This is a genomic window from Paenibacillus terreus, assembly GCF_042138595.1.
In the GTDB taxonomy this organism is placed as follows: Bacteria; Bacillota; Bacilli; order Paenibacillales; family Paenibacillaceae; genus Paenibacillus; species Paenibacillus terreus.
In genome coordinates, this window is the sequence record NZ_JBHIRX010000015.1 from 62,264 (window position 1) to 86,628 (window position 24,365).

A 24,365-nucleotide genomic window follows, 5' to 3' on the forward strand; every position below is an offset into this window, starting at 1 on the left:
AAACAGTTAATCCAAAGGAGGGGATGAAGATGTGGAGGAAATTACTGATCGCCTCGTGCTCAGCGTTTTTGCTCATTGCGGGTTCTTCCGTTCACGCTGAAAGTGTCGATTCTGTCATCCTGGGATATCCAAATGGAGAGGAACAAACGCTGAGAAGTGAGGAATACATATTTTTAAAGGGGAGCATTATGGTAAGCCCATACAAAGTAACGGGTGTTCTCCCATTTAGTGTGCCAGGAAAAGGGATTTGGTGGCTGCATGATGAGCAAACTGTTATTTTTGCATTCACCGATCCGGATGACTTTATTAAGGCAAGATTATCGATAAAAGCAGGCGAAAAAGAATTGATAGATGACGGTAAGAGCTATACTTTGCGCCAAGAAGCTGTTCTGCAAGACGGACGTGTATATTTGCCCATCAGGGAGATTGCAGAAGCATATGGACACGATGTTCAGTACACAAAAAGTGATGGAAAAATCAATATTTCTATTGAGCAATGAAAAATGGCATTTACGGTCTGTCTAGTCCAGCTTTAATCTATAGTAATAGAATGGAACGCCGGCTTGGGATAAAACGTTTGATTCCAACACTTGCATACAAGTATAATAGTTTTATTCGCAGCACATTAGGTAAGGTGAAAATATGAATTTACCCAACATATCCAAAAAGAGGAACACCCTGTCCGATCATGCCTATCATGTTATTCGGGGGGCAATTGTTACATTGCAGCTGGAACCGGGGCAGCTTGTATTTGAGTCTGAATTGGGCAATACATTAGGGGTAAGCCGCACACCGATAAGGGAGGCTTTCCGCCGTTTGTTAACAGAAGAGCTAATCGAGATCCTGCCGCAGCGCGGCGCCCGCATCGCATATATGTCCAAGAAGAAGATTGAGGAGGCTCGCTTTGTACGGGTGAGTCTTGAGGTGAGCGCTTTTAAAGAAGTGGCCAGGAAGTGGAGTACAAACGATGCCAGCTTCGAGAAGCCATATCAGCAGATCAAGGGCATCCTGGAGGAGCATCGAAAAATGATTGATCAACAACACTTCGATAAGTTCCTTGAGCTTGATGAGAGCTTTCATAATACGGTTTTGGAGTTAACGGGAAATTCCACCTTGGTATCGATCATTAATCAAATGCGCGGTCATTTAAACCGTATGCGGTATTTGGAGCTGCTGGAAACGAAGCATATGAATCAGCTTGTAAACGAACACGAGTCCATTTTCGAGGCTATAACAGCTAATAACGAAAAGGAAACGGAACGGTTGCTCAGAGAGCACATTACATCACTTGAAAATTTTACGCCTGATTTAATTAATAAGTACTCGCATTTTTTCCAATCGTAAAGTGATTCCCTAATCATTTTACGATTTTTTTTGTTTTACAAGGAGGTGCGTCGGCAGCAAAATTACGGCAAATTTAAACTTGTATACTAGAATAATGTATGCTAGTATTTCATTTGTGGTCGACCCAAAGGATTTACAGTTGCAACATCTTGAAAAAAGAAAACGCTTTACTTTGATTGGAATGAGCAATAGCAAACTCGAAATTCCATTATTGAAGGGAGTCAACAGCTCATGTTATCTAAAGGGCGTGGCATCGTTCTGGTTCTGCTGTTTCTGGCGGGGGTTATCAATTATCTGGATCGCTCGGCCTTCTCCGTTGCAGCTCCATTAATTCAGGAAAATTTTCAGCTGGATGCGGCTCAAATGGGGCTATTATTCAGCAGCTTCTTTATTGGTTACGCTCTCTTTAACTTTATAGGCGGTTTCCTGTCTGACAAATTCGGCCCGAAAAAGGTACTCGGTTATTCCATGACATTATGGTCGCTATTTGCCGGTCTGACTGCGGCTACCTTCAACTTCTCCTCTTTGTTTATTGCGCGTGTATTGTTTGGGATGGGGGAAGGCCCGCTTTCCTCATCGCAAAGCAAAATGGTCAATAACTGGTTTCCGAAGAAATACCGGGCCAGAGCTTTATCGATCTCCATGGCCGGAACCTCGCTTGGCGGAGCCATTTCAGGTCCGATCGTTGGGATTATAGCCTTGACGTGGGGCTGGAAAGTTTCTTTTGTCCTCATTACGATTATTGGCCTGATTTGGACCGTGTTCTGGGTCAAATGCGTTAAGGATGCTCCGCAGAACGCTGCAGACGATGAAGCTGATGAGGAGGTGCAGCATGCCCCGGCCGGCAAAACCAAAACGCCGCTCTCCTACTATTTGAAGCATCCGACAGTTTTGTTCACGTCAGTAGCGTTTTTTGCCTACAACTATATCTTGTTTTTCTTCCTGACCTGGTTCCCGAGTTATTTAATACAGGCCAGAGGGCTTGACATCAAGGAGATGAGCTTTGCCACGATGATTCCGTGGACGGTTGGATTTCTTGGTTTTGCCCTGGGCGGCTTCATTATCGATTTTCTTTACAAAAAAACGGGAAATGCCATGTTCTCCCGCAAGGTTGTATTGGTCACATGTTTGCTTGGCGCTGCGGTCAGTATCGGTTGTGCGGGTCTCGTTAACACAACGACCGCTGCAGTTTCATTGATGGCATCGGCGGTATTCTTCCTGTATCTTACAGCGATTACATACTGGGCGATTATTCAAGATACGGTTGAAAAAGAACGGGTCGGCGGCGTCGGCGGTTTCATGCATTTTCTTGCGAATACATCAGGCATCATAGGGCCGACGGCTACGGGAATGCTCGTGCAAACGACAGGCCATTTTACAAGCGCTTTCATTCTGGCGGGTGGCTTGGCGGTGATCGGGGCGTTATGTGTTGCTTTCTTCGTTAAGCCCATTAAGGTCAAAAAGGCAAATGCCGCCGCAGAACAAACGATGGCTTAAATAAATAAACCCAAATCATAAGTGATGGAGTGAGTGGATTGAAAGCGATACAAGTTGCAGAACCAGGGAAAATGAGACTGATTGAGAAAGAAATGCCACGTATTGTTCACGCCAACGAGGTGCTGATTAAGGTTCGCATGGTAGGCATATGCGGCTCCGACATGCACATTTATCACGGGACCTCTCCGGTAGCGACCTATCCCCGGGTCATCGGACACGAGATGGTGGGGGAAATCGCAGAAATCGGCGCGGATGTCAGCCGGCTGACGCCTGGAGATAAGGTTGTCATGGAGCCGATCGATACCTGCGGGCAATGTTATGCCTGCAAGGCCGGCCGCCCAAATGTGTGTGTCAAGCTGCAGGTGTACGGAGTTCACAAAGATGGCTCCTTCCAGGAGTATATTGTTCTTCCCGAGCATTTAGTGCATAAAGTGGACAATCGCCTGGCTTGGGAGGAGGCGGTTTTGGTCGAACCGTTCACGATCGGCGCTCAAGCGAACTGGCGTGGTGATGTCCGGGCTGGGGATTATGTTTTTATTATGGGAGCTGGGCCGATTGGCTTGTGTGCGCTGCAGGTCGCCAAAATCAAAGGCGCGGTATGCATGATTTCCGACCTGAGCGATGAGAAGCTTGCTTACGCCAAGAAAGTTGGTGCCGACTATACATTGAATCCGCTTACGGATAATGTAGCCGACGAGATCAATCGCATTACGGGCGGATTAGGTCCGAACGTAACGATTGATGCCGTTTGTACGGAAAAAACCTTCGAGCAGGCGGTAGAGTTGACCTCGGTGGCCGGACGGGTCGTCGTTCTCGGCTTTGGCGTAACCCCTTCGCAAATACCGCAGTTCCTCATTACCAAGAAGGAATTGACTATAGCGGGTTCCCGATTGCAATCGGGTAAATTTCCTGAAGTGATAGAATGGTTTAACAGCGGGAAGATCGATGTGAATGCTTTTGTCAGTCATCGTTTTGCGTTGGAGAATTTTCATGAAGCGATCAAGCTCATCGAAACCAGCCCTAACCAGATTCGGAAAGTAGTTCTGGAACTCCATACGAATTAGAGAAGTCTATAGTTAAAACTAATGAATACGGGTTGGGGAGACGATCCCCAGCCCTTTTTTTTCAAGGGGGATACACAGTGCTTCCAAAAGATCCTAGAATGACGGGTTTAGTGTCTCGTCATATTTTTCCTTCAGTGCTTTAATGTCTGCTCGGGGTGGTGAGCCAAACATGCGTGAATATTCTCGGCTGAATTGAGATGCACTTTCATAACCTACCCGGAATGCGACATCAGCGGCTTCTGCCGACTCGGATAACAGGATTCGGCGCGCTTCCTGCAATCTCAACTGCTTTTGCAGCTGAATCGGACTCATAGCGGTTGCTTCTTTAAAGTTTCGATGAAATGACGAGACACTCATTTTGGCCATGTCTGCAAGCTCCTCAACCCGCAAAGGTTTATCGTAATTATGGATAATTTCTTCAATTGCTTCCCTGATGCGATAGGTGCTGCTTCGCTCCATGGCAATTTGCCCCAGTGTCACTCCAAACTCTCCCTGCAAAAGCATGTACAAAATTTCCTTGGTATAGAGAGGAGCAAGATACGGAATATCTTGCTGTTTATCCAGTAATCGGGCTAATCTGAGCACCGCATCCATGAGGGATGACTCCATGCGGCCAATAAACACAGCCAGCTTGGCACTTTCCTTCTGGTTGACTTGAATAGCTGTATCATTTAAAACTTCTAAAATTTGCGACCGCGTAAATTCAATCTTGAAGCCCAAATAGGGAACGTCGGGAGAAGCTTTGATCACCTGGCTGACCAGCGGCAGCTTCATGGATGTAATAAGGTAGTTTGCAGCACCATATTCAAAGCGCTCTTGTGCCAGCAGCATTTCTTTCACACCTTGAGCAGTGGCACAGAATGCAGGATTGTAAATCCTGTAGACCGGCTCGGTTACATCCGTAAAACGCATAAAAAACAGAGACGGGATAGCCGTTTCATGCACTCCGTCCCGGTCTGAATGACGCTCAATCAACTTGGCGAGCTCATTCTGCTGTTTCAGCATTTCCTCAAGCATAGCATCCTCCTTATAGAGGTAGTTCAAAAAGTCATCTTTTGATCACGAAGGAAGTCAGGAAGCGGACTCGACATCGAATCTTGAATTCAGCCGGGCCTAAGCGGATGCTTCCGAAGCATGTTTCCTGCGGAAACATTTCAGGTGCTCACGTACCCCAAGTACGCTCCGCTCCTCAGTCCCTAGTTTCATCCAACTCAAGCGTTTTGAAAAAACGCACTTCGGAAGCATACGCCTCGGTGCTGAAAACCTGACTTTTTGAACACGTAATTATAGTTTTATCCTTTTTTTATTATAAGGTATTACTGGTCTGCAAAGTTAGTGGCAATGAGAGAATCAGGCAATCATTTAAGACAATTATGGTACCGGTCTTGTTTTCCTTTGCTGCACAATAAGGCTGTATCCAAAACATATTTAAAACTGGAGGGTTTCAAATGCGGAAAGTAATGCTAAACAATGGTGTTGAAATGCCGATCATCGGTTTTGGCGTTTATCAGATCAATGACGAGAAGGAATGTGAACAGAGCGTTTATGACGCTATTATGGCAGGCTACCGTTTAATCGATACCGCTTCCGGTTATCAAAATGAAGAAGCCGTCGGCAGAGCCATCAAGCGCAGCGGTGTGCCAAGAGAAGAACTGTTTGTTACGACCAAGCTCTGGATACAGAATGCGGGCTATGATAGCACAAAGAAGGCCTTTGCAAAATCACTGGAAAGATTGCAACTGGATTATTTGGATCTGTATCTGATTCACCAGCCATTTGGCGATGTGTATGGTTCCTGGCGTGCCATGGAGGAGCTGTATCATGAGGGGAAAATCAGAGCCATTGGTGTGAGCAACTTCCATACGGACCGTCTCGTGGATTTGATTCTTCATAACGAAATCACTCCTGCCGTCAATCAGGTGGAAACACATCCTTTCTGCCAGCAAATTGAAAGTGCTGCTCTTATGAAGGAATATAATGTGCAGATCGAGTCCTGGGGGCCTTTTGCTGAAGGCAGAAATAATATGTTCCGGAACGAAGTTCTGATGTCGCTGGCTGAAAAGCATCATAAATCCGTAGCACAGGTGATTTTGCGCTGGTTGACACAAAGAGAAGTGGTCGTCATTCCAAAGTCCGTCCATAAAGAAAGAATTATCGAAAACTTCAATATTTTCGACTTTGAATTAAGCCAGGAGGATATGGAGACGATCGCCAAGCTGGATACGAAGCAAAGCAGCTTCCTCTCATATCATGATCCGGAAACGGTGAAAATGCTAAGCAGTATTAAGCTGGACAGTTTGAAACTCGATGTCTGATTTGATGTCTTCAGCAACTAGAAATTATGTTGACATATCGAAAAATACGATATAATGATAGCATGAAACCAATTGATCCCATTGAAGTGTTCAAGGCATTATCTAATGAGGCTCGTCTGCAAATCCTGGAGTGGCTGAAAGATCCTAAAGCTCATTTTGCTGGACTCCAGGAAGGGGTTGACCTTCTCGACGTAGGGGTATGCGTCAGCCAGATCACAGCCAAGTTGAAGATGACGCAATCGACAACATCTCAATATTTGTCCATATTGCAGCGGGCAGGGCTTGTACATGCGACCCGAGTGGGAAAATGGACATATTACAGAAGAGATGAAGAAGCAATACAGCAAATTGCCTCTTATATTCAGCAGGACCTGTAATAAAAACTGAATTCTATTCCATGAATTCAGTTTTTATATAAATAACATATCGACAATTCGCGAAATGTTACTTTTTCATCATTTATATCGACATATCCCGAATTGTATTGATAATTATCTGATAAGGAGCTGTTTCATATGTCCAACCATTCCAACCTGTCCGACAATGCCAAGACGCTTGTGATTGTTGTCCATCCGAATTTGGAGTCATCCCGGATTAACAAACGATTGGCAACAGAGCTTGAGCAAAGAGGCAATGTTACCGTTCACCGGCTGTACGAGACGTATCCGGACGAAAAGATCGACGTTGCTCATGAGCAGGCGCTGTTGCTGGCACATGACCGGATCGTGTTTCAATTTCCATTGCACTGGTATAGTTCTCCCTCGTTGCTGAAGAAATGGCTGGATGAAGTATTTGAGCTTGGGTTTGCGCACGGCCGAGGCGGCGATAAGCTGAGGGGCAAGGAGCTCCTTGTTGCTATTTCTTCGGGAGGAGCTGCGAGCATGTTCCAGGCTGGCGGACTGCACAATTATTCCTACAGCGAGCTGCTGCGGCCGTTCCAGCAGACCGCCAATTATACCGGAATGACCTACCGCAGACCTTTTGTCGTAAGTGGGATTCGCGAAGTGACCGATGAACAGCTTGAAAAATATGCCGTGGAATATGCCGAATATGTGGAGGGGTATTGAGCAGGGATATTGCCCAAATTGGAACCTTTCTTTCTAGCTATGCCTTATTCGACATTTTCTCTTCGGATTGCTCTCTTGTCCATACGAATATAACATTATAGTTGACGCATCAACTTAAGCGTGATAAATTATTCTCAGGTTGATACATCAACCAAATGCTGTATTACAAAAATCGAAGGCTTCATCACAATCATTCCAATCAAAGAAAGGAACATTTATTATGGAAATTCGTGACAAGGTTGTTCTTATTACTGGGGCATCTGCTGGTATCGGTTTAGCCACAGCACACCAATTTGCCACCGCTGGTGCCAAATTGGCATTGGTAGCTCGTTCTGCCGACGTACTCAATCATCTCGCGGAGGAGTTAAAGAGCCAGGGAAGAGACGCTATAGCTTTACCTGCTGACGTGAGCGATCCGAAGCAGATTCAACGAGTCATTGAGGAGACGGTGCGGCACTTTGGCCGCCTGGATGTGGTCATCAATAACGTAGGTCAAGCTGTAGTTGGCGCGATCGCCGATGTCAATCCTGATGACTTCCGTAGTATTTTTGAACTTAATGTGATGGGACCATTAGCGGCTATGCAAGCTGTGATCCCTATCATGAGAGAGCAAGGAGGAGGACTGATCATCAATGTAAGCTCGGTGGTCTCCAAGATGAATATTCCTGGAATCGGAACCTATGCAGCTACCAAATCCGCGTTAAATATGCTCTCCGATACAGCACGAGGTGAATTGGCCTCAGAGCATATCCGGGTAATTTCCGTCTATCCGCGCGCAACCGCAACAGGTTTTGGCAAAAACGCACTGGGCGTCCGAACGCAGCATGCACCAGGTTCTTCCGGTCCATCTGATACTCCTGAATATGTTGCAGAAAAAATCCTGGCAGCGGCTTTAAATGAGCCGGATGAGCAATATATGGATTAATGATATTCGACAAATGAATCCGGGGAGAGCTGCAGGCCCGCCAAAGTGGGCCCGTTATGGTTAATGTTTTTGCCCCTGAGGAGTTGAACAGCAGGCATCCGAATTTTATACAAGAACAAAGCAATCTGATCCGGGAGTGCTCGATAACAAAAGTAAGCTGTAATAATAGAGAATTCAAATTGATCGATTTTGCTAAAACAACCCACTTGCTTCTTTAATTAACGGATGCCACTTTTATGAGAACCAGCTGACTAGGCGTTTTCGATCAGCCGCGCGTACAGAATGTAATCCATGGGCGCCGGCTCGAAGCCGTCCGTGCGCAGCAAGGCGTTGATCTGGCCGCGGTGGTATTGACCGTGCAGGGCGGCATGCAGCAAAATGTCCCGGACGGATGATTCGAACGGTGCTCCCGATTGGCTGCGGTACGCGATGGGCTTATCCAGCGAGTCCTCTTGAAGAGCGTCAAACCAAGCCCGGAAGCCGTTTCCGTTTGCCTCAATCAGCGCTTCACAGGAGGCAAGATCCGCCTTATCCGCCCATAGTTCGATCCCCTCACTGCTCTCACCGCGCAGCCGGGTCAGCCAAATGTTCTCCGCCTGGAGCAAGTGCAGGAACAGCGTGGCTGCCTTGCTGGCTTCATCCACCGGCGCCGCTTGCAATGCTTCAAGCAGCCTGCGGTTGGCCCAATCCATATGCGCGAACAGCGCTCGCATCGTTTTCATTGTTTTCGACCTCCGCCATTTTTTTATGCTTCTTCTTTTGGATTGTATCACATTTTCAAAAACCACTTCCCGCACATGACAGGCATGTTTACCGTATTCGAAGATTGATTTCCGAATCAAATATATAACTTGCAGGACAGAGAACGCTGGGACGTTCCCTGTCCTTTTTGATCTGTATATAATCGCCTGTATAAGTGGATAAATAAATCTAAAGATTAGTATTGACAAAATAGAAATAAAGAAATATGATTATCTCATAATAAAAATACTTTAAATAAAGATAAATGATTTGAAGGTTGTTTTACCGAGTAAATGCAATTCTGCACTAACACTAATAAAAACAGGAGTGAATTGAAATGAGTAAAAAAACAATGGGAATTCACCACATTACAGCGATCGTCGGACATCCACAGGAAAATGTTGATTTTTATGCCGGAGTATTGGGGCTGCGTCTGGTTAAACAAACGGTCAATTTTGATGATCCGGGCACGTATCACCTTTATTTTGGCAATGAAGGCGGCAAGCCTGGGACGATCATTACGTTCTTCCCCTGGGCTAATGCGTATAAAGGAACCATTGGCGATGGCCAGGTGGGGGTTACCTCTTATGTTGTGCCTAAAGGGGCAATGAAGTTCTGGGAGGACCGGCTTGAGCATTTTAAAGTTCCGTCTACAAAAATGGAGCGCTTTGGCGAACAGTATTTGGAGTTTGATGACCCGCATGGACTTCACCTGGAAATTGTGGAACGGGAAGAAGGGGAGCCAAACTCATGGAGCTTTGGCGGCATCACCTCCGATGTGGCCATCAAAGGTTTTGGGGGAGCGACGCTGTTATCCGCACACCCTGAACAAACGGCTGAATTGTTGGAGAAAGTGATGGGGCTTGAATTTATAGCAAAAGAAGGAGATATTGCCCGTTACCGCTCTTCCGCTGATATTGGCAACATTGTAGATCTTAAACTTTCTTCAGTGGGTCACGGCCAGATGGGTGTCGGAACGGTTCATCATATTGCATGGCGGGCCAAAGATAATGAGGATCAATTGGAATGGCAAAAACATATTGCTGAAAATGGCTATGGAGTGACAGCGGTGCGGGACCGGAACTATTTCAATGCGGTATACTTTAGAGAGCATGGTGAAATTTTGTTTGAGATCGCTACAGATCCTCCGGGATTTGCTCATGATGAATCGTTTGAAACCATGGGGCAAGCTTTGAAACTGCCGGTTCAATATGAGCCTCATAGAGCTGAAATTGAAGGAGTTCTGCTTCCTTTTGAAGTAAGAGAGCTTGACTAAACTGCGAAAGAGGTTGATCGTATGCTTTCCATAGACCCTGCAGCCAATACGGACCGGGAAAACTATAAGCTGCTTATAGGCAGCATTGTTCCCAGACCGATTGCCTTTGTCACGACGCTTTCCAAGGATGGCGTATTGAACGGCGCTCCATTCAGTTATTTTAACATCGTATCCGCCAACCCTCCGATGATCTCGTTGTCCATTCAACGCTCGGAGGGTGTACAAAAAGACACGGCCAGAAATATCAGTGACTTAAAAGAATTTGTCGTTCATATCGTTGATGAAGACAATGTCCGCCAAATCAATGAAACGGCGGCAAAGCTGCCGCCTGATCAAAGCGAGGTTCAATTGGCCGGTCTGACTCCAACAGACAGTGTCAAAATTAATATTCCAGGTGTAGCCGAAGCAAAAATCCGCATGGAATGCGTTTTGGAGCATTCGCTTGAACTGGGCGGGACAGATTCAAACGGATGCGACCTTATTATAGGCAGAGTAGTTCACTTTCATATTCAGAAGGACATTTATGATCATGGGAGAATTGATCCAAGGCGCCTAGGGGCGGTCAGCAGGTTAGCCGGACATGATTATGCGAAAATTGGAGAAATTTTCACAATTGAGCGACCTGTCTAGAGTAGGTTGTGGTCAGGAGAAGCATTTCAAGTTATGGCGTAGCTGGTAAAAGCTCATCTATTGCGGCGTACAGGGGAATTCGGTACAATTTATTCATGCTAGCCAAGAGTAAGCGGAAGGGGGGAGTAAAGAATGAAGCATGAATATTGTACGCCGACTCAGCACCCAAAATGGTTCGGACTGGCTGTTCAAGCGCTTGCCATATTGTCGCAGGAGGACGTAAACATAGCTTGTCCAAGTGTTGAACTCGCCAAATATCTTCAGTCGGAGCCTTCCCTGTTGCGCCGCATTCTATCCGTTCTTGTTAAGGAAGGGTATATCGGAACCCGGGAAGGGCGTGACGGCGGGTACCATCTTAAAAAATCGGCTGAATCCATTCGTCTGGTTGATGTGTACGATGTATTTCGAGCAGGCAGCAGCATTTCCTGCGGCATTATCGAGACAGCGGGCACACACCCGCTTGGTAAAAGCATGAAATCTGCCCTTGAGGATATTACGCAAGAAATGGAAGACAGCATGCGTGGAGTATTAAGCAAATATTCGATTGCAGATATCGCCAAACAACTGGAAGCAAAGATTTAGGTGAGCCCGGAAAAAAAGACAGTTGACAGCGGTTTGCTTAGATTTTATACTGTGCAATATAAGAAACAGTTTAGAGCAAGCCGCAAACGGTGTTATTTTTTTGTGGTGTACTGTGCGGTAAATAACACAGTTATAACCCTGATCAGCAGCAGGAACAATTTGGTGATCTTGCTGCGATTTATTTACAAACACCGGCTCCGCATGCGGACTTGGGCGTTAACTGGATCGTTTAGCTTGAAATTAACTGTGTCGAATCAACAACAGTATCGATCTAAGGGAGGATTTATCATGTCAACTTCAACTCAAACCGGTCAAAGCTCCGCTTTATTCGCCGATGTCATCCGTGAGCGCCGTTCTGTACGTGTTTATGACAAGTCGGTTCGCCTGTCTCATGAGGAAATTAAGGAGCTGCTGAAGGAAGCAACGCTTGCTCCTTCCTCCAGCAACGTTCAGCCTTGGCGTTTCCTGGTCATCGAGACGGAAGAATTGAAAGCGAAGCTGCTGCCCATCGCCTACAATCAATCACAAGTCACTGAGGCAGCTGCGGTGATCGCTGTGCTGGGGGATACGGAAGGATACAAGAAGCTCGGTGATATTTTCGGCGAATCCGTGAAAAAGGGCTATATGGCGGAGGATACCGCTAAATCATTTGTGGAAAGATCGATTAATGCGTATGGTTCAATGCCGGAGGAGAGATTGCACAAAGTCCTCCATATTGACGGCGGTATCGTTTCCCAACAGCTCATGCTGGTCGCACGCGCTCACGGCTACGACACCGTGCCTATGGGCGGTTATGACGCAGATCAGTTTAAGCAAGCTTTCGGCGTCAGCGACCGGTACGTTCCAATCATGCTGATTGCACTCGGTAAAGCGGCCAAACCGGGCCATCCGACAACCCGGCTGCCTATTGACGACATCACTTTCTTCAACGAAATGCCTGCAAACTAATTATTAGTGCGTGTTCAAAAAGTCAGGTTTTCAGCACCGAGAAGGTTGGATGAAGCAGGGACTGAGGAGCGGAGCGTACTTGGGTACGTGAGCACCGGAAGTCCCGGCTGAATTCAAGATTCGATGTCGAGTCTGCTCCCTGACTTCCTTCGTGATCAAAAGATGACTTTTTGAACTACCTTTATTAGTAAACGAAAGCAGCCGGTCACTGAGCTGCACCCCAATTGTTGGACATAACTAACAATGGAGGTACAGTTCATCACCCGGCTGTTTTTTGTGCAGCCACAGTTTGCGACTTACGAAAAGCTGCTTCGCACACGCACAAGCTCCCGAAAAACCTGCATTGCTTTGGTCTGATAGGGATTAGCCTGGGTTACGAGAGAGAACTGGCGAATGATTGGAGTTCCCGTTACTTTGGCGATACTTAGGGAACCAAGTGTAAGCTCCTTCCGTGTCGCCCAATGCGAGAGAAGCGTAATCCCAAGTCCGGCTTCGACCGATTCCTTGATCAGCTGTGTGCTTCCGAACTCCAGAAGATGTGCAGGTCTAAACTGAAGTGCTGCAAACATACGCTCTGCCGCTTCTCTCGTTCCAGAACCCTGCTCACGTACGATCCACGTCTCCTCCTGTAATTGGGCTAAATCTACGCTTTCTTGCCGGGCAAATCGATGGTCAGCCGATACATAAACGAACATGGCGTCTTCCGCGAAAGGCTCTGCATGGATTTTTTCCCGGTGCTTATCATTCCCTTCCACGATTCCGATGTCCAAATGGCGTCCGGCAACCAGTTCGGCAATATCTTTCGTATTGCCTATGGTAATCCTGGGCTGGATACGGGGATACTGATTCCGCAAATCAGCTATGATATGTGGAAGCACATACTCTCCGTACGTATAGCTGGCCCCTATGGTCAGCTCTCCGCTTGCCGTATTGGACAAATCGTCCACCAAATCCTTCATTCTCGTATATAGGCCCAGGATTTCCTTGGCATGATGATACACCAGCTCTCCCGCTTTATTTAAACGGACAAACTTGCTGTTCCGCTCCAGCAGCCTGGCTCCTACCGTACGCTCAAGCGCCTGGATGTATTGGCTGACTGCAGGCTGAGTCATATGCAGCTCTTCGGCTGCACGTGAGAAGTTCCCCATTTCAACAGTTGTTACAAAGACGAGAAGATGCTGATCCATTCTGAGATTTTCACCTCCCGATTTTTGTTGCTTCGATTATATCATTTTACTTATTCTAAGTATTTTTATTATTTATTTCTCTTATGATTCTAAAAGTCTTATGCTCATCTTGTAAAGATGACGGAGGTGGGAAAAATGTCCGGACAGCAGCAAGGAGTGGTTGGCGGGAGCAGGAAGCAGCAGAGCAAGTCCTTGTCCTTCGGGCTTTGGATAGCAGGTCTTTTGTTTACGTTGATCATTGCACTCATCGGTTGGGGGTTATCCATGCTTCCCGTTCTCGATCATGTCGGGCCCATGGCCTGTGCCATTTTGCTGGCGGTTGCCTACAGGCAAATTTGGGGGTATCCGTTGGCCATGCGGTGCGGTATTCAATTTTCATCGAAAAAGCTGCTGCGTCTTGCGATCATTTTGTATGGATTGAAGCTGAATATTGAAGTTGTTCTCCGGCAAGGGCTGGGTTTACTGGCTCGCGATATCGGGGTGGTTGTGCTGGCTATTACTGTAACCGTCTTATTGGCAAAATGGCTGAAAGCGGAGCCGTCCTTGTCCTTGCTGTTAGGGATTGGAACGGGAGTTTGCGGTGCGGCCGCGATCGCTGCGGTCTCGCCCATTGTGAAGGCGAAGGATGAAGATACAGCCATTGGCGTTGGGATTATAGCTCTGGTCGGTACGATTTTTGCCGTGATGTATGCGATTCTGCGCCCCATTCTGCCGCTGACAGCGACTCAATATGGCATTTGGTCGGGCATCAGCCTTCATGAGCTCGCTCAGGTTGCACTGGCGGCAGCGCCAGCCGGACAGGATGCCTTGGCCATGGCTTTACTGGCCAAATTAGGACGGGTGTTTCTTATCGTGCCATTATGTTTCATTCTGATCTTCTGGATGAAGCGAAAGGGAGCTCCTCATATGGCGGATAAGCAGATTGAGTTTCCTTGGTTTCTTGCAGGCTTTTTGGTCATGAGCATCATTGGAACCTATGTTCTGGGGAAACATGTCGCCGTATCGGCTGCTGTATTGAATGGCGTATCCAATGTCACTTCCTTCATTTTAACGATGGCGATGACAGGGCTCGGCTTAAATGTAAACCTGCAGGATTTGCGGACCAGGGCGCTGCGTCCATTGATTGCGATGGTGATTGCTTCCGTTCTGCTATCCGTCGTAGCTTTTTTCATTAGTTAAGACTCAAACAACGGTGTCGTTGAAGCATCAGCCGGGAGGTCAAGAGTTATGGATTCAACAAAAGTAGTGGTTAGTGTCCATACATGAAAGTAAAGGAAAGCGACAGTAAGGAGCGTAAAAGTTCCTGACTGCCGCTTTGTTTATTTGTCAAAAGTGTAAAATCGTTTTCCACTCCTAATCATCAATATTTTTTTAATTTTATGATGAAATCGACTAAACTAGGGCGTGTCTTCAAACTCAAGCAAGCCAGATCATAATGGAAGCCAGCGTCAAAAAGGCCTTGAACGTACACGCAATTTATCATAGCGAGTCGCAGGCAACGATAGTGTTATACTTTGTTAAAAAAGCATTCCACCAAATGCCGCTCTTTGTAGAGATCCCGATCATATTCCGGCTGAACATCCCTGCTAACGGTTGGTGAAATATGGATTTTACTTGACTATTCACTAATTGTTTCAGACGTCCGATATACAAGTAATCTACATCATAGAAACGTACATTGGAGGCCACAAAATTGCTCACAGCAAGACGTATGAGGAAAGCTGCATTATTATTTTTTTCGTTACTGCTGGTAACAAATCTTCCTGTCGTATTTTTACCCTCAACAGCTGGGGCTGCGGTTGCTTCAATATCCTCCGCAGAGAATTATTCCTGGACCCAGAAGTATCCGGCTGCGGTCCCGCAGGCAAGAACAGCACCCTTGATGGCTTACGATCCAAAGAGCGGGAAAGTTCTGATGTTCGGAGGTTATGTAGGCGGCGCATACAATCAGTTAAATGATACATGGACATGGGACGGGGCGAATTGGGTTAAACTGACCCCAGCCACAACTCCTCCCAGACGAAGCGGCGGCGGCATGGCTTATGATCCGATTTCCGAGCGGATTATCATGTTCGGCGGAGATAGTCCAACCGGTACACTGGGGGATACCTGGGCCTGGACCGGTTCCGACTGGCAGCAGCTAAGCCCTTCTACTAACCCCGCCCGCCGTGGGACGCCATATATGGCTACGGATGAAGCGAGTGGAAACATTGTGCTGTTTGGCGGGTATACCCCTTCCGGCCATTCAAACGAAACATGGATATGGAACGGGTACAATTGGGTATTGCAGGCTCCCGCATCCAGTCCTTCTCCCCGCTCCTTTGGGCAAATGGCTTATGACCCGGTCAACCGCAATTTGCTGATGTTCGGCGGAAATTCCAGCACTGGATTTCTGAATGACACATGGACCTGGAATGGCAACACGTGGACTCAAAAAACAGCAAGCAACCCGCCCAATACCCGTATGGCATATGGTTTAGCCTTTGATGGGGCGCATATCATTCTGTTTGGGGGCGAAATTCTGGGCTCGGGCGGACAAATGACAAATGATACCTGGTTCTGGAGCGGTACGGACTGGAGCCAGCAGGATCTGCCGACGAGCAATCGGGGGCATGTTGGCATGGTATATGATGCCAAGCACGATCAGGTCCTGTCTTTTGGCGGATACAGAGCGGCAGGTTCAATCATTAATGAAACCTGGACGCTGCAATCAGCCCCGATTGTAGCTACGGGGAATGCAGGTATGATTACGTCCGGTTACGCTGAGCTCTCTGGTGAAGTGGTGGTGCAGGGGAAAACTGCTGTAACCGAACGGGGAATTGAGATTTACGATGTGCAGAATCGTCCTACCCGGTATGCAAGCACAGAAGGCGGGACAGGGACTTTTACAATAAAAGCGGCCAATCTGACGCCTGGCACCAGCTATCAATACCGGGCATACGCCATAGACGCATATGGGATCACATATGCCGATGAGATGAAGAGCTTCCAGACGAAGGAAAAGCCCCCTATCACGCTGGATAGCCAGAATTACAGCCTGCAGGTGAATAAAACGCATCAAACCGTCGTAACAGCTGTTTATGAGGAAGAAAATACTCTTTATAACGTAACCGACGGGGTAACGTTTAGTTCCTCCGAGCCGGAAATTGCTTCTGTAGACCGTGGCGGTCTGGTGACCGGTCTGGCGGAAGGAAGTTCTGTCATTACGGCAGTCTATAACGGGATGTCTGCTGAGGCCATGGTAAATGTGATCTACATTCCTCCTGCAGTAACCAACTTGTCTGTAGATACCGGAGCTTATACCCTTGAAAAGGGGATCACCCAGCAAACTGTAACCAAAGCGGTATACGATGATGGGACCTATAAGGTGGTCAATGAAGGTGTTGTTTATACCTCATCCAACCCTGATGTGGCGTCTGTAGACGGGAATGGATTGATTACTGCGGCAGGTAAAGGCAGTGCAGTAATTACGATTGAATATGCGGGCAAATCAATTGAAATATTAGTAACGGTTACGGAAACAGAGCTTCCGGATAATCCAGGTGATTCGAACGGTGGTTCGGGGAATTCAGATGATTCGGATGATGGCAGCAACGGAAGTTCCGAGTCTTCGACAGGATCAGGCACTGGCTCAAGTTCTGCTGATGACTCCTCGTCTGCCGATGATTCATCTGTTATTAAAGACCCGACTACGAATGAACCGATAGCTGCGATTACACTGCAGGATAAAGACGGCGAGCAGATAGCCGCTATCGAGGTTGATAGTGACAAAGCCATCCCTGTGCTGGAAAGATCCAGACAGAACAAACTGGTGATTTCCTATCCGAAGCGTGTGGATACCGTGACCGCTCAATTGGATGGCAAGCTTGCTCAGTGGCTGGATCGTCAAGATGGTTCTATTGAAATTCATACAGCTTCAGGCAAGACGATCGTTCCTGCCAAACAGCTGAATACGGATGCCTTGGCAGCTCAAAACAGCGCAGCGGATCACCTTCAAAAACTTCACTATAATGTAACGATTTCCGGTAACGCGTCCGCGCAAATGCAGGCCATTGAGAAGGCTGCAGCCGCCCGGAAATTGACTCTGGCAGGATCGGCAATCAACTTTGCCGTGACGGCGGAGTATGAAGGTCAGCAAGTAACTGTCGCAAACTTTGAGAGCTATGCACAGTCTCTGATTCCACTGCCTGCCGGCTATGACCCAAGCCGAATTACAACCGGAATTGTTTATGATGAAGCGCAAGCATCGTTTATGCATGTGCCGACGAAAGTGGTGCAGGCAGACGGCCAGTACTATGCTCAGATTAACAGCCTGCTTAGCAGCGGGACATATGCATTGATCTGGAACGAGAAAAGCTTTACCGACACAGCAAATCATTGGAGCAGCGCAGCCATTGATAACATGGCTTCCCGGCTTGTCATTGAAGGCGTGAGCGAGTCGGCATTTGAACCGGACCGTGAGATCACACGCGCCGAGTTTGCCGCAATTTCTGTCCGCGCTTTTGGCCTCCAGGACCAGGTCCGTGCAGGTGTGACATTTAAGGATGTGGACAGCGATGCCTGGTACCAGCCCTATGTTAAGACGGCCGCTGCCTATGGCCTCCTGACCGGCTATGAAGACGGATCCTTCAAGCCTGGCCGGAATATCAGCCGTCAGGAAGCGATTTCTATCCTCGTTCGCGCTGTAAAGCTTGCAAATGTGGATACGACCGCAAGCGAATCATCTTCTATGTTGTCGTCCTACAAGGACGGGGGTCTGACTTCGGCATGGGCCTCCAATGCGGTAAAGTTTGCAGTAGAGCACGAAATTGTACTGGGTAATCATGCAGGCCTGCTTCATGCCCAATCTCCCGTAAGCAGAGCGGAAACGGCTGCACTGATGGAGAGAATTCTCAAGTTTGCGAACTTAATCTAAATCAATGAAAATCCCTGAATTGCTTTGCGAGGTAAAGCAATCAGGGATTTTTATTAACGCTTTATTTCTGAAGGACAGAAACTACCCGCGCTGACTCTATGAATATATTGAAGCACACGCCCTATGTAAATGTAAAAAATTAATCTTTTATTTAGTGAGGAGGAATTAGGCTACTACGAATGCTTATTTGCTCTGGAAGGTGAAGATATGGATGATTATTTAACTATCCAATAAGTATGAATGTATTTATGGCTTTTTGGGTCAAATCTTGATTTGGTAGATGCAGTGTGAATTATTAATATTTTTGAGACCTTGAGGGCGTGTAATCCTCAAGGTCTTTTTTACTCGGTATGATGACCAAAGCCAAAGAGCCTGACAGCGCGTACAAGCGTGTCAGGCTTTTTATTTTGAATCAGATACTCCTAAACAAAGAGTTTAAGCAGCTAGCTTGGAACCATAAAAGTCAAAGGCTGGCAACCATTAATTGCTTTGCAGCGCAGTCGCGTTTGCTTTCTCAACCTCTGTTTTGCTCAGCAGCAGGTAGCAAATCGTAAAGGAGAGCGCAATGGCAATGGCCATTCCGGAAATAGCATAGATAAAGTACGGGCCGAAGTAGGCCGGGATGCTAAAGATGCTGGACAGTACATATCCGTACAATCTTACGCCGAAAAAGCTGATGAACGCGGAAGCAACCGAGCTGGCGATGATGGCGGCCAGAAAAGCCTTTTTGTACTTGGACAGTACACCGAACAATGCGGGTTCCGTAATGCCCAGCAGGCCGGAAACGGCGGCGGACACGATAATGGTTTTTTCTTTGGGTGTCTTTACTTTGTAGTACACGGCAAAGGTTGCACCCACGATCGAGAAGTTCGCCATACACATCATAGGCATCAGCATATCGTAGCCCTGTGTTGCAAAGTTTTGCAAAGCAATCGGAGTCATGGCATGGTGCATGCCCGTGAAGACGGCCAACGGACGAATGGCACCAACAACAACGCCGGCAAGGATGGGAGAGATGTCAAACAAGCCTTGCACAAGCCAAGCCAACCCATTGCCCAGGTAAATACCGATAGGACCGATCACGGACAGGGCAAGAAAACCGGAAATAAATAAGGTCAAGGTTGGTGTAACAACGGTTTTCAGTATTTCCGGCATAAAACGGTTAACCCACTTGTGAATATAGCTCATCGCCCAGACGGCAAAGATAATGGGGATGACTGTGCCGGTATAATTAAATACTGGGATAGGGATAATGCCTAGAAAATGAAACGACGAGAGCTCCCCGGCTTTGGCCGCATCCACCATCGTTGGAAACATTATGGTAGCGGCAATGGCGACGGCCAGATATTCATTGGTTTTAAAAATCTTGGCGGCCGAGGCAGCCAGGAAGAACGGCAGGAACGTAAACACCCCGCTCGCCATCATGTTAATGATTTGCACCGTTTCACTTTTATCCGAAATAATATCGAGAGCGATCAGCCCCGCGATAAGTCCTTTGATCAAGCCTGCCCCGGCAATAGCCGGAACGATAGGTCCGAACACGCCGGATACAATGTTCATGAAGAGGGTTACAAAGCCTTTCTTTTTCTCTTCGCTTTTTACCTCATTCTGTTGCACATCCGCCAGGTTGAGCTCACCGGCCAAAGCGTTATAATATTCCCCAACCTTGGGACCAAGAATGATCTGGAATTGGTCCTGGTTGAATTGCGCTCCCAAAACGGGATCCAATTGCTTAAGCTTTTCAATATCTACTTTGCTTTTATCTTTCAGATCAAACCTGAGTCTCGTCATACAGTGCCAAGCGTTTACAATATTGCCTTCTCCACCGACCCCGGTAATGATGTCTTGTACCGTTTTCACTTTGCTCATCAAAAATTCTCCTGTCCTCGAAATAAGTGTTGGTTCCGTTTACATTACTGAATGCTATCACAAAGGCTTCTCAAATAAAAGCAGTCCAAAATAAACCAGGTTTTTCGTGAATGCCTTGATACATAAGGATTTAATTAGATTTTCCTGATAAATTGGACTGATATTTTTTAATATTTTGACCTTTTACCTTGCCAAATTGCTTCCGCATTTCAAAACATGTTTCAATAAACCTAGATTTCTTAGAAAAGAGGAGACCTATGAACCCTTCCATTATCACGAACGTGGACTGTTTTGTGCTTAAGCCGGATCGGCATAATCTGGTAGTTGTGAAAGTGACTACAGACAATAATCTGGTCGGATATGGCTGCGCCACTTTCCAGCAGCGCCCGAAAGCCGTGCAGCTCGTCGTTGAAGAGTATCTTAAACCTATATTGCTTGGAAAAGACGCGAACAATATTGAGGACTTATGGCATCTGATGATGGTCAACTCTTATTGGCGTAATGGTCCCATCCTGAATAATGCAGTCTCTGGGGTGGACATGGCCCTATGGGATATCAAGGGGAAAATCGCTGGCATGCCTTTGTACCAGCTGTTTGGCGGCAAAGCGAGGGATGCCGTGCCTGCATATACGCATGCAGTTGCGGACAATATCGAAGATTTGTACCGGGAGATTGATGCCATTCTCGAACAGGGGTATAAGCATATCCGCTGCCAGCTTGGCTTTTATGGGGGGAATCCTTCACGCCTGCACACCCCGGAAAACAGCACCAAAGGGTCGTATTATGACCAGGATGAATATATGCAGACAACCATTGAGATGTTTGCCCAGTTAAGGTCCAAGTACCAGAACCGGTTTCATATCCTGCATGATGTGCATGAGCGGCTTTTCCCGAATCAGGCCGTACAGTTTGCCAAAGATTTGGAACGCTATAAGCCTTACTTTGTCGAGGACATTTTGCCGCCGGATCAGAACGAATGGTTGAGTCAGATTCGCTCCCAAACCTCAACGGCCATAGCCACCGGGGAGTTGTTCAACAATCCGCTGGAATGGAGAAGCCTGATTGCGGACAGGCAGATCGATTTTATCCGCTGCCATGTATCGCAAATCGGGGGGATTACACCCGCGCTTAAGCTGGGAGCGTTGTGCGAAGCATTTGGCGTCAGAATTGCCTGGCATACGCCGTCGGATATTACTCCAATTGGTATCGCCGTGAACACGCATCTGAATATTCATTTGCACAGTGCCGCTATCCAGGAAAATATTCCGATCAAGGAGAATACGCGCAGTGTCTTTTCGCCGATCATCGATGCCAGAAACGGCTACATTTACCCCCTGGAGGCACCGGGAATCGGGGTGGAGTTCAATGAAGAGCAGGCCAGAAAATATCCGGTGGAATACAGGCCCCATGAATGGACACAGGCCAGACTGCCGGACGGAACACTGATGACTCCTTGACAGCACAGAGGCTCCAGCACATAAGGCCTGTTCTGCGGGAGAAGCCGGCCTTATTGACTGAAGCCTTCTATGAGTTTCTTCTTTTATGATGCTCGTTATTAAACGCGGTTAAATACGTGCATCTATAGTCAATGGCTACGATCTCACTGATCTCAAAGATTCTTCCATTGCTGAGCAGGCCGCGGCTTGATATTTTCATGGCCGGACTCTTTCGCTTTTGCTGCAGGAGCATGGCCTGCTCTTTGTTAAGCGCGATCGCCTCATAGGTATTCAGATAGTGAGAAATCGTATATTTATGCTTTTGCACATAGGATTGAATGGAATTTTCGGCATCCTTGGGAGTGAACATGGGAAACAAAGCAACAGGCAGCCGGGACAGCTCGATTTGCACCGTTTGATAGTTCACGATTCTTACACGCTGAAGCACCCATACCTCGTCGCTGCTTGTGATTCCGAAAATCTGCTGATCCGCGGACGTGGCAGGCTGCTTTTGCAGCTCAATCACTTTGGATTGGATGTTGGAGTATGGATTTTCCGTCAAAGAGTTATAGATCAGCGGGCTCGTCTGGATGTTTTTGCCGATGAAAATGCCTGAACCCTGCACGACTTTAACGAGGCCCATGTATTTCAATTTTTTGATGGATTCCTGAATCGTGTATCTTGAAACATGATACTGCTCCGCAAGCTCCCGTTCTGTCGGCAGCTTCGAGTCGGGGTAGTGGTTTTGATAGATTTTGCTTAACAAGTCGTGGATTATAAATTCTGTTTTGTTCACATGCTTATCCCCCTGGTCGTTGGCTCATGACATTTATATTACTGTTATACAATCTATTTTCAAGTCATCGTAATCGTTATAGAAAAGGGCATTGTCCCGGATGGCCAGGATCATATCAAACGGGTTGAAGTGGATAGCTCCGTCCGGAAGCCTTCAGAGGATACGGTGCTGCGGGTTTATTTCTGAAGCTGCAATACAGCTCAATCGGATGAGTTGGCATACCAAGTCCTTTGCATCTCTTGAGCTTTTTGCGGATCGTCCATGAGCTGAATCCGATACTCCAGCATTTTGTTCAGGATGTCCAGCATTTGGTCGTATTCTTCCTTCTTGCTTTCGATCTCCTTTTTCTTACTGAGAATCCAGTCTATAATCTGCAAGTTCGTATGTGCATCGGCGTCGTGATCCTGCAGGATTTCCTTCAGTTCAGCCAGCGTACAGCCGATGGACTGGCACTTCTTGATGAGCTTCAATCGCTCGATAGCTTCTTCCGAATAGTTACGGTAATTGTTGCTTTCTCGCTGGACATGCCGATCATCCAGCAAGCCTTCCTTTTCATAAAAGCGGATCGTATGGATTGTTAATCCCATCTTGTCTGCCAGTTTCTGAATTTTCATCATCAATTCTCCTTTGGACCGCTTGCCATAGAGTTCACTTCATAGTTTATGCTTAACATGGTCAAGCAGTCAACCTATGAAGGAGGATATTATTATGCATGTTTTTGTTACAGGAGCAACAGGTTATGTCGGTTCCGCGGTCGTCCGGGAACTGATCGGCGCGGGACATACAGTAACGGGTCTTTGCCGTTCTGAAGAGAAAGCCGCGGAATTAAAGGCGGCGGGAGCTGAAGCGCTATACGGCACGCTGGAAGATCTCGATATTCTGCGCAGCGCAGCCGCGGCTGCGGACGGCGTGATTCATCTGGCGTTCACGTTCACCAACGATTTTTCCGACTTTCAAGGTGCGCTGGCTCTGGATATGCGGGTCGTTGAAGCCGTGGGGGCGGCGCTCGAAGGCTCCGGGAAGCCATTCATTACCACGGGTCACCCTCTCGAAAATGGACATACCGTGGACGATGTGGTGCTCGCAATGGCAGAGCGGGGTGTTCGGACCTCCATCGTCACGCTTGCACCGTCCGTGCACGGCGAAGGTGATAGGGCCTTTGTGCCGATGCTGATCAACATCGCCCGGGAGAAGGGCTTTGCCGCCTACATCGGCGACGGAACGAACCGCTGGCCGGCGATTCACCGCCTGGATGCGGCGGTTCTGTACCGGCGGGCGCTGGAATCCGCCCCGTCGGGCTCACAGCTGCTTGGTGTCGGCGAGGAAGGTATTCCGTTCCGCGATATCGCCGAGGTCATCGGGCGGCAATTGAACGTGCCGGCGGTCAGCATCACACCTGAAGAAGCAACCGCCCATTTCGGCTTCCTTGGCCACATGGCGGCATTCGACATCTCAGGCGTGTTCTACACTGGGCAGGAGAGTCTGGCAACACAGAAGCTTCTGGGCTGGAAACCGGTGCAGCCCGGACTGATCGCCGATCTCGAAGAAGGGCATTATTTTGCATAAAACCTTCCCATAAATTACGGCAAGTTTTATCGAGAAAACTATTGAAGAAAAACGAAAAACAGGTGAGGGCCATTGCTTGCGAAGAGCGGTGGCCCTCACCTGTTTAGCAGAAGGGTTCATTTTGCTAATGAATGTCCAAAACGCCTTTTTTTGCTTTAGCCAACTCTCTTGTATCTCTCGACCTTGCCCAGAAATACAGGGCTATTC

At 47.5% G+C, this 24,365-nt stretch carries 22 protein-coding genes; 16 read left to right on the forward strand and 6 right to left on the reverse strand.

Going from position 1 to position 24,365, the window contains the following annotated elements:
- Positions 1–29 precede the first annotated feature (29 nt).
- From ACE5KN_RS22665 to ACE5KN_RS22680, 4 genes are all read left to right on the forward strand, one after another.
- Positions 30–500, forward strand: coding sequence for a stalk domain-containing protein (locus tag ACE5KN_RS22665; RefSeq protein ID WP_375533159.1), 471 nt, complete (start codon positions 30–32; stop codon positions 498–500).
- Positions 501–642: 142 nt separating this feature from the next.
- The gene (locus ACE5KN_RS22670) at positions 643–1,344 is read left to right on the forward strand and encodes a GntR family transcriptional regulator (protein ID WP_375527940.1); all 702 of its coding nucleotides are present in this window, start codon (positions 643–645) and stop codon (positions 1,342–1,344) included.
- 231 nt (positions 1,345–1,575) lie between these two features.
- A complete protein-coding gene (locus ACE5KN_RS22675; protein ID WP_375527941.1) occupies positions 1,576–2,841 on the forward strand; it encodes an MFS transporter in 1,266 nt (421 codons plus the stop codon).
- A gap of 38 nt (positions 2,842–2,879) precedes the next feature.
- Positions 2,880–3,905, forward strand: a complete 1,026-nt coding sequence (locus tag ACE5KN_RS22680) for a zinc-binding alcohol dehydrogenase family protein (protein ID WP_375527942.1) — start codon at positions 2,880–2,882, stop codon at positions 3,903–3,905.
- Between the two features lie 93 nt (positions 3,906–3,998).
- Here the strand turns inward: ACE5KN_RS22680 and ACE5KN_RS22685 are convergent, their stop codons facing one another.
- Positions 3,999–4,922 carry an AraC family transcriptional regulator gene (locus ACE5KN_RS22685; protein WP_375527947.1) on the reverse strand — a complete coding sequence of 308 codons (924 nt, stop codon included), beginning with the start codon at positions 4,920–4,922 and terminating at the stop codon, positions 3,999–4,001.
- Between the two features lie 431 nt (positions 4,923–5,353).
- Between ACE5KN_RS22685 and ACE5KN_RS22690 the strand changes: the two genes are divergently transcribed.
- The 4 genes from ACE5KN_RS22690 to ACE5KN_RS22705 all read left to right on the forward strand — a co-directional run bounded on the left by ACE5KN_RS22690 (position 5,354) and on the right by ACE5KN_RS22705 (position 8,212).
- Positions 5,354–6,220, forward strand: coding sequence for an aldo/keto reductase (locus ACE5KN_RS22690; RefSeq protein WP_375527278.1), 867 nt, complete (start codon positions 5,354–5,356; stop codon positions 6,218–6,220).
- Between the two features lie 71 nt (positions 6,221–6,291).
- A complete protein-coding gene (locus ACE5KN_RS22695; protein ID WP_375527287.1) occupies positions 6,292–6,597 on the forward strand; it encodes an ArsR/SmtB family transcription factor in 306 nt (101 codons plus the stop codon).
- Between the two features lie 138 nt (positions 6,598–6,735).
- A complete protein-coding gene (locus tag ACE5KN_RS22700; protein ID WP_375527277.1) occupies positions 6,736–7,287 on the forward strand; it encodes an NAD(P)H-dependent oxidoreductase in 552 nt (183 codons plus the stop codon).
- A gap of 220 nt (positions 7,288–7,507) precedes the next feature.
- Entirely contained in the window at positions 7,508–8,212 is a 705-nt protein-coding gene (locus ACE5KN_RS22705; protein ID WP_375527276.1) for an SDR family NAD(P)-dependent oxidoreductase, read from the forward strand.
- 251 nt (positions 8,213–8,463) lie between these two features.
- On the opposite strand, the gene ACE5KN_RS22710 is transcribed toward ACE5KN_RS22705, so the two are convergent.
- On the reverse strand, positions 8,464–8,934 hold the full coding sequence (locus tag ACE5KN_RS22710; RefSeq protein WP_375527275.1) for a DinB family protein: 471 nt from the start codon (positions 8,932–8,934) through the stop codon (positions 8,464–8,466).
- A 356-nt stretch (positions 8,935–9,290) separates the two neighbouring features.
- On the opposite strand from ACE5KN_RS22710, the gene ACE5KN_RS22715 reads away from it, so the two are divergent.
- From ACE5KN_RS22715 to ACE5KN_RS22730, 4 genes are all read left to right on the forward strand, one after another.
- Positions 9,291–10,229, forward strand: coding sequence for a ring-cleaving dioxygenase (locus tag ACE5KN_RS22715; RefSeq protein WP_375527274.1), 939 nt, complete (start codon positions 9,291–9,293; stop codon positions 10,227–10,229).
- A gap of 21 nt (positions 10,230–10,250) precedes the next feature.
- The gene (locus ACE5KN_RS22720; protein ID WP_375527273.1) at positions 10,251–10,859 is read left to right on the forward strand and encodes a flavin reductase family protein; all 609 of its coding nucleotides are present in this window, start codon (positions 10,251–10,253) and stop codon (positions 10,857–10,859) included.
- A gap of 132 nt (positions 10,860–10,991) precedes the next feature.
- Positions 10,992–11,441, forward strand: coding sequence for an RrF2 family transcriptional regulator (locus tag ACE5KN_RS22725; RefSeq protein ID WP_375527272.1), 450 nt, complete (start codon positions 10,992–10,994; stop codon positions 11,439–11,441).
- Between the two features lie 288 nt (positions 11,442–11,729).
- On the forward strand, positions 11,730–12,389 hold the full coding sequence (locus ACE5KN_RS22730) for a nitroreductase family protein (RefSeq protein ID WP_375527271.1): 660 nt from the start codon (positions 11,730–11,732) through the stop codon (positions 12,387–12,389).
- A gap of 296 nt (positions 12,390–12,685) precedes the next feature.
- On the opposite strand, the gene ACE5KN_RS22735 is transcribed toward ACE5KN_RS22730, so the two are convergent.
- The gene (locus tag ACE5KN_RS22735) at positions 12,686–13,576 is read right to left on the reverse strand and encodes a LysR family transcriptional regulator (protein ID WP_375527270.1); all 891 of its coding nucleotides are present in this window, start codon (positions 13,574–13,576) and stop codon (positions 12,686–12,688) included.
- Between the two features lie 135 nt (positions 13,577–13,711).
- Here ACE5KN_RS22735 and ACE5KN_RS22740 point away from each other — a divergent pair, with 135 nt between their 5' ends.
- Entirely contained in the window at positions 13,712–14,755 is a 1,044-nt protein-coding gene (locus ACE5KN_RS22740; RefSeq protein WP_375527269.1) for a YeiH family protein, read from the forward strand.
- Between the two features lie 703 nt (positions 14,756–15,458).
- Positions 15,459–18,491 (forward strand): S-layer homology domain-containing protein, encoded by a 3,033-nt coding sequence (locus ACE5KN_RS22745; protein WP_375527268.1) that lies wholly within the window; start codon positions 15,459–15,461, stop codon positions 18,489–18,491.
- Positions 18,492–18,971: 480 nt separating this feature from the next.
- Here ACE5KN_RS22745 and ACE5KN_RS22750 read toward each other — a convergent pair whose 3' ends face one another.
- A complete protein-coding gene (locus tag ACE5KN_RS22750) occupies positions 18,972–20,360 on the reverse strand; it encodes a PTS transporter subunit EIIC (RefSeq protein ID WP_375527267.1) in 1,389 nt (462 codons plus the stop codon).
- 257 nt (positions 20,361–20,617) lie between these two features.
- On the opposite strand from ACE5KN_RS22750, the gene ACE5KN_RS22755 reads away from it, so the two are divergent.
- Positions 20,618–21,817, forward strand: a complete 1,200-nt coding sequence (locus tag ACE5KN_RS22755; protein WP_375527266.1) for an enolase C-terminal domain-like protein — start codon at positions 20,618–20,620, stop codon at positions 21,815–21,817.
- A gap of 67 nt (positions 21,818–21,884) precedes the next feature.
- On the opposite strand, the gene ACE5KN_RS22760 is transcribed toward ACE5KN_RS22755, so the two are convergent.
- Both ACE5KN_RS22760 and ACE5KN_RS22765 read right to left on the reverse strand, forming a co-directional pair.
- Positions 21,885–22,592, reverse strand: a complete 708-nt coding sequence (locus ACE5KN_RS22760; RefSeq protein WP_375527265.1) for a GntR family transcriptional regulator — start codon at positions 22,590–22,592, stop codon at positions 21,885–21,887.
- A gap of 200 nt (positions 22,593–22,792) precedes the next feature.
- A complete protein-coding gene (locus tag ACE5KN_RS22765) occupies positions 22,793–23,206 on the reverse strand; it encodes a MerR family transcriptional regulator (RefSeq protein ID WP_375527264.1) in 414 nt (137 codons plus the stop codon).
- 94 nt (positions 23,207–23,300) lie between these two features.
- Here ACE5KN_RS22765 and ACE5KN_RS22770 point away from each other — a divergent pair, with 94 nt between their 5' ends.
- Positions 23,301–24,158, forward strand: coding sequence for an SDR family oxidoreductase (locus ACE5KN_RS22770; RefSeq protein ID WP_375527263.1), 858 nt, complete (start codon positions 23,301–23,303; stop codon positions 24,156–24,158).
- Positions 24,159–24,365: the final 207 nt, after the last annotated feature.

What these genes read in the sequence shown, in the direction of transcription:
- ACE5KN_RS22665 (WP_375533159.1), top strand. Translation starts at nt 30, where the DNA reads ATGTGGAGGAAATTACTGATCGCCTCGTGCTCAGCGTTTTTGCTCATT.
- ACE5KN_RS22670 (WP_375527940.1), top strand. Translation starts at nt 643, where the DNA reads ATGAATTTACCCAACATATCCAAAAAGAGGAACACCCTGTCCGATCAT.
- ACE5KN_RS22675 (WP_375527941.1), top strand. Translation starts at nt 1,576, where the DNA reads ATGTTATCTAAAGGGCGTGGCATCGTTCTGGTTCTGCTGTTTCTGGCG.
- ACE5KN_RS22685 (WP_375527947.1), bottom strand. Translation starts at nt 4,922, where the DNA reads ATGCTTGAGGAAATGCTGAAACAGCAGAATGAGCTCGCCAAGTTGATT.
- ACE5KN_RS22690 (WP_375527278.1), top strand. Translation starts at nt 5,354, where the DNA reads ATGCGGAAAGTAATGCTAAACAATGGTGTTGAAATGCCGATCATCGGT.
- ACE5KN_RS22700 (WP_375527277.1), top strand. Translation starts at nt 6,736, where the DNA reads ATGTCCAACCATTCCAACCTGTCCGACAATGCCAAGACGCTTGTGATT.
- ACE5KN_RS22705 (WP_375527276.1), top strand. Translation starts at nt 7,508, where the DNA reads ATGGAAATTCGTGACAAGGTTGTTCTTATTACTGGGGCATCTGCTGGT.
- ACE5KN_RS22710 (WP_375527275.1), bottom strand. Translation starts at nt 8,934, where the DNA reads ATGAAAACGATGCGAGCGCTGTTCGCGCATATGGATTGGGCCAACCGC.
- ACE5KN_RS22715 (WP_375527274.1), top strand. Translation starts at nt 9,291, where the DNA reads ATGAGTAAAAAAACAATGGGAATTCACCACATTACAGCGATCGTCGGA.
- ACE5KN_RS22720 (WP_375527273.1), top strand. Translation starts at nt 10,251, where the DNA reads ATGCTTTCCATAGACCCTGCAGCCAATACGGACCGGGAAAACTATAAG.
- ACE5KN_RS22725 (WP_375527272.1), top strand. Translation starts at nt 10,992, where the DNA reads ATGAAGCATGAATATTGTACGCCGACTCAGCACCCAAAATGGTTCGGA.
- ACE5KN_RS22730 (WP_375527271.1), top strand. Translation starts at nt 11,730, where the DNA reads ATGTCAACTTCAACTCAAACCGGTCAAAGCTCCGCTTTATTCGCCGAT.
- ACE5KN_RS22735 (WP_375527270.1), bottom strand. Translation starts at nt 13,576, where the DNA reads ATGGATCAGCATCTTCTCGTCTTTGTAACAACTGTTGAAATGGGGAAC.
- ACE5KN_RS22740 (WP_375527269.1), top strand. Translation starts at nt 13,712, where the DNA reads ATGTCCGGACAGCAGCAAGGAGTGGTTGGCGGGAGCAGGAAGCAGCAG.
- ACE5KN_RS22745 (WP_375527268.1), top strand. Translation starts at nt 15,459, where the DNA reads ATGGCTTACGATCCAAAGAGCGGGAAAGTTCTGATGTTCGGAGGTTAT.
- ACE5KN_RS22750 (WP_375527267.1), bottom strand. Translation starts at nt 20,360, where the DNA reads ATGAGCAAAGTGAAAACGGTACAAGACATCATTACCGGGGTCGGTGGA.
- ACE5KN_RS22755 (WP_375527266.1), top strand. Translation starts at nt 20,618, where the DNA reads ATGAACCCTTCCATTATCACGAACGTGGACTGTTTTGTGCTTAAGCCG.
- ACE5KN_RS22765 (WP_375527264.1), bottom strand. Translation starts at nt 23,206, where the DNA reads ATGAAAATTCAGAAACTGGCAGACAAGATGGGATTAACAATCCATACG.
- ACE5KN_RS22770 (WP_375527263.1), top strand. Translation starts at nt 23,301, where the DNA reads ATGCATGTTTTTGTTACAGGAGCAACAGGTTATGTCGGTTCCGCGGTC.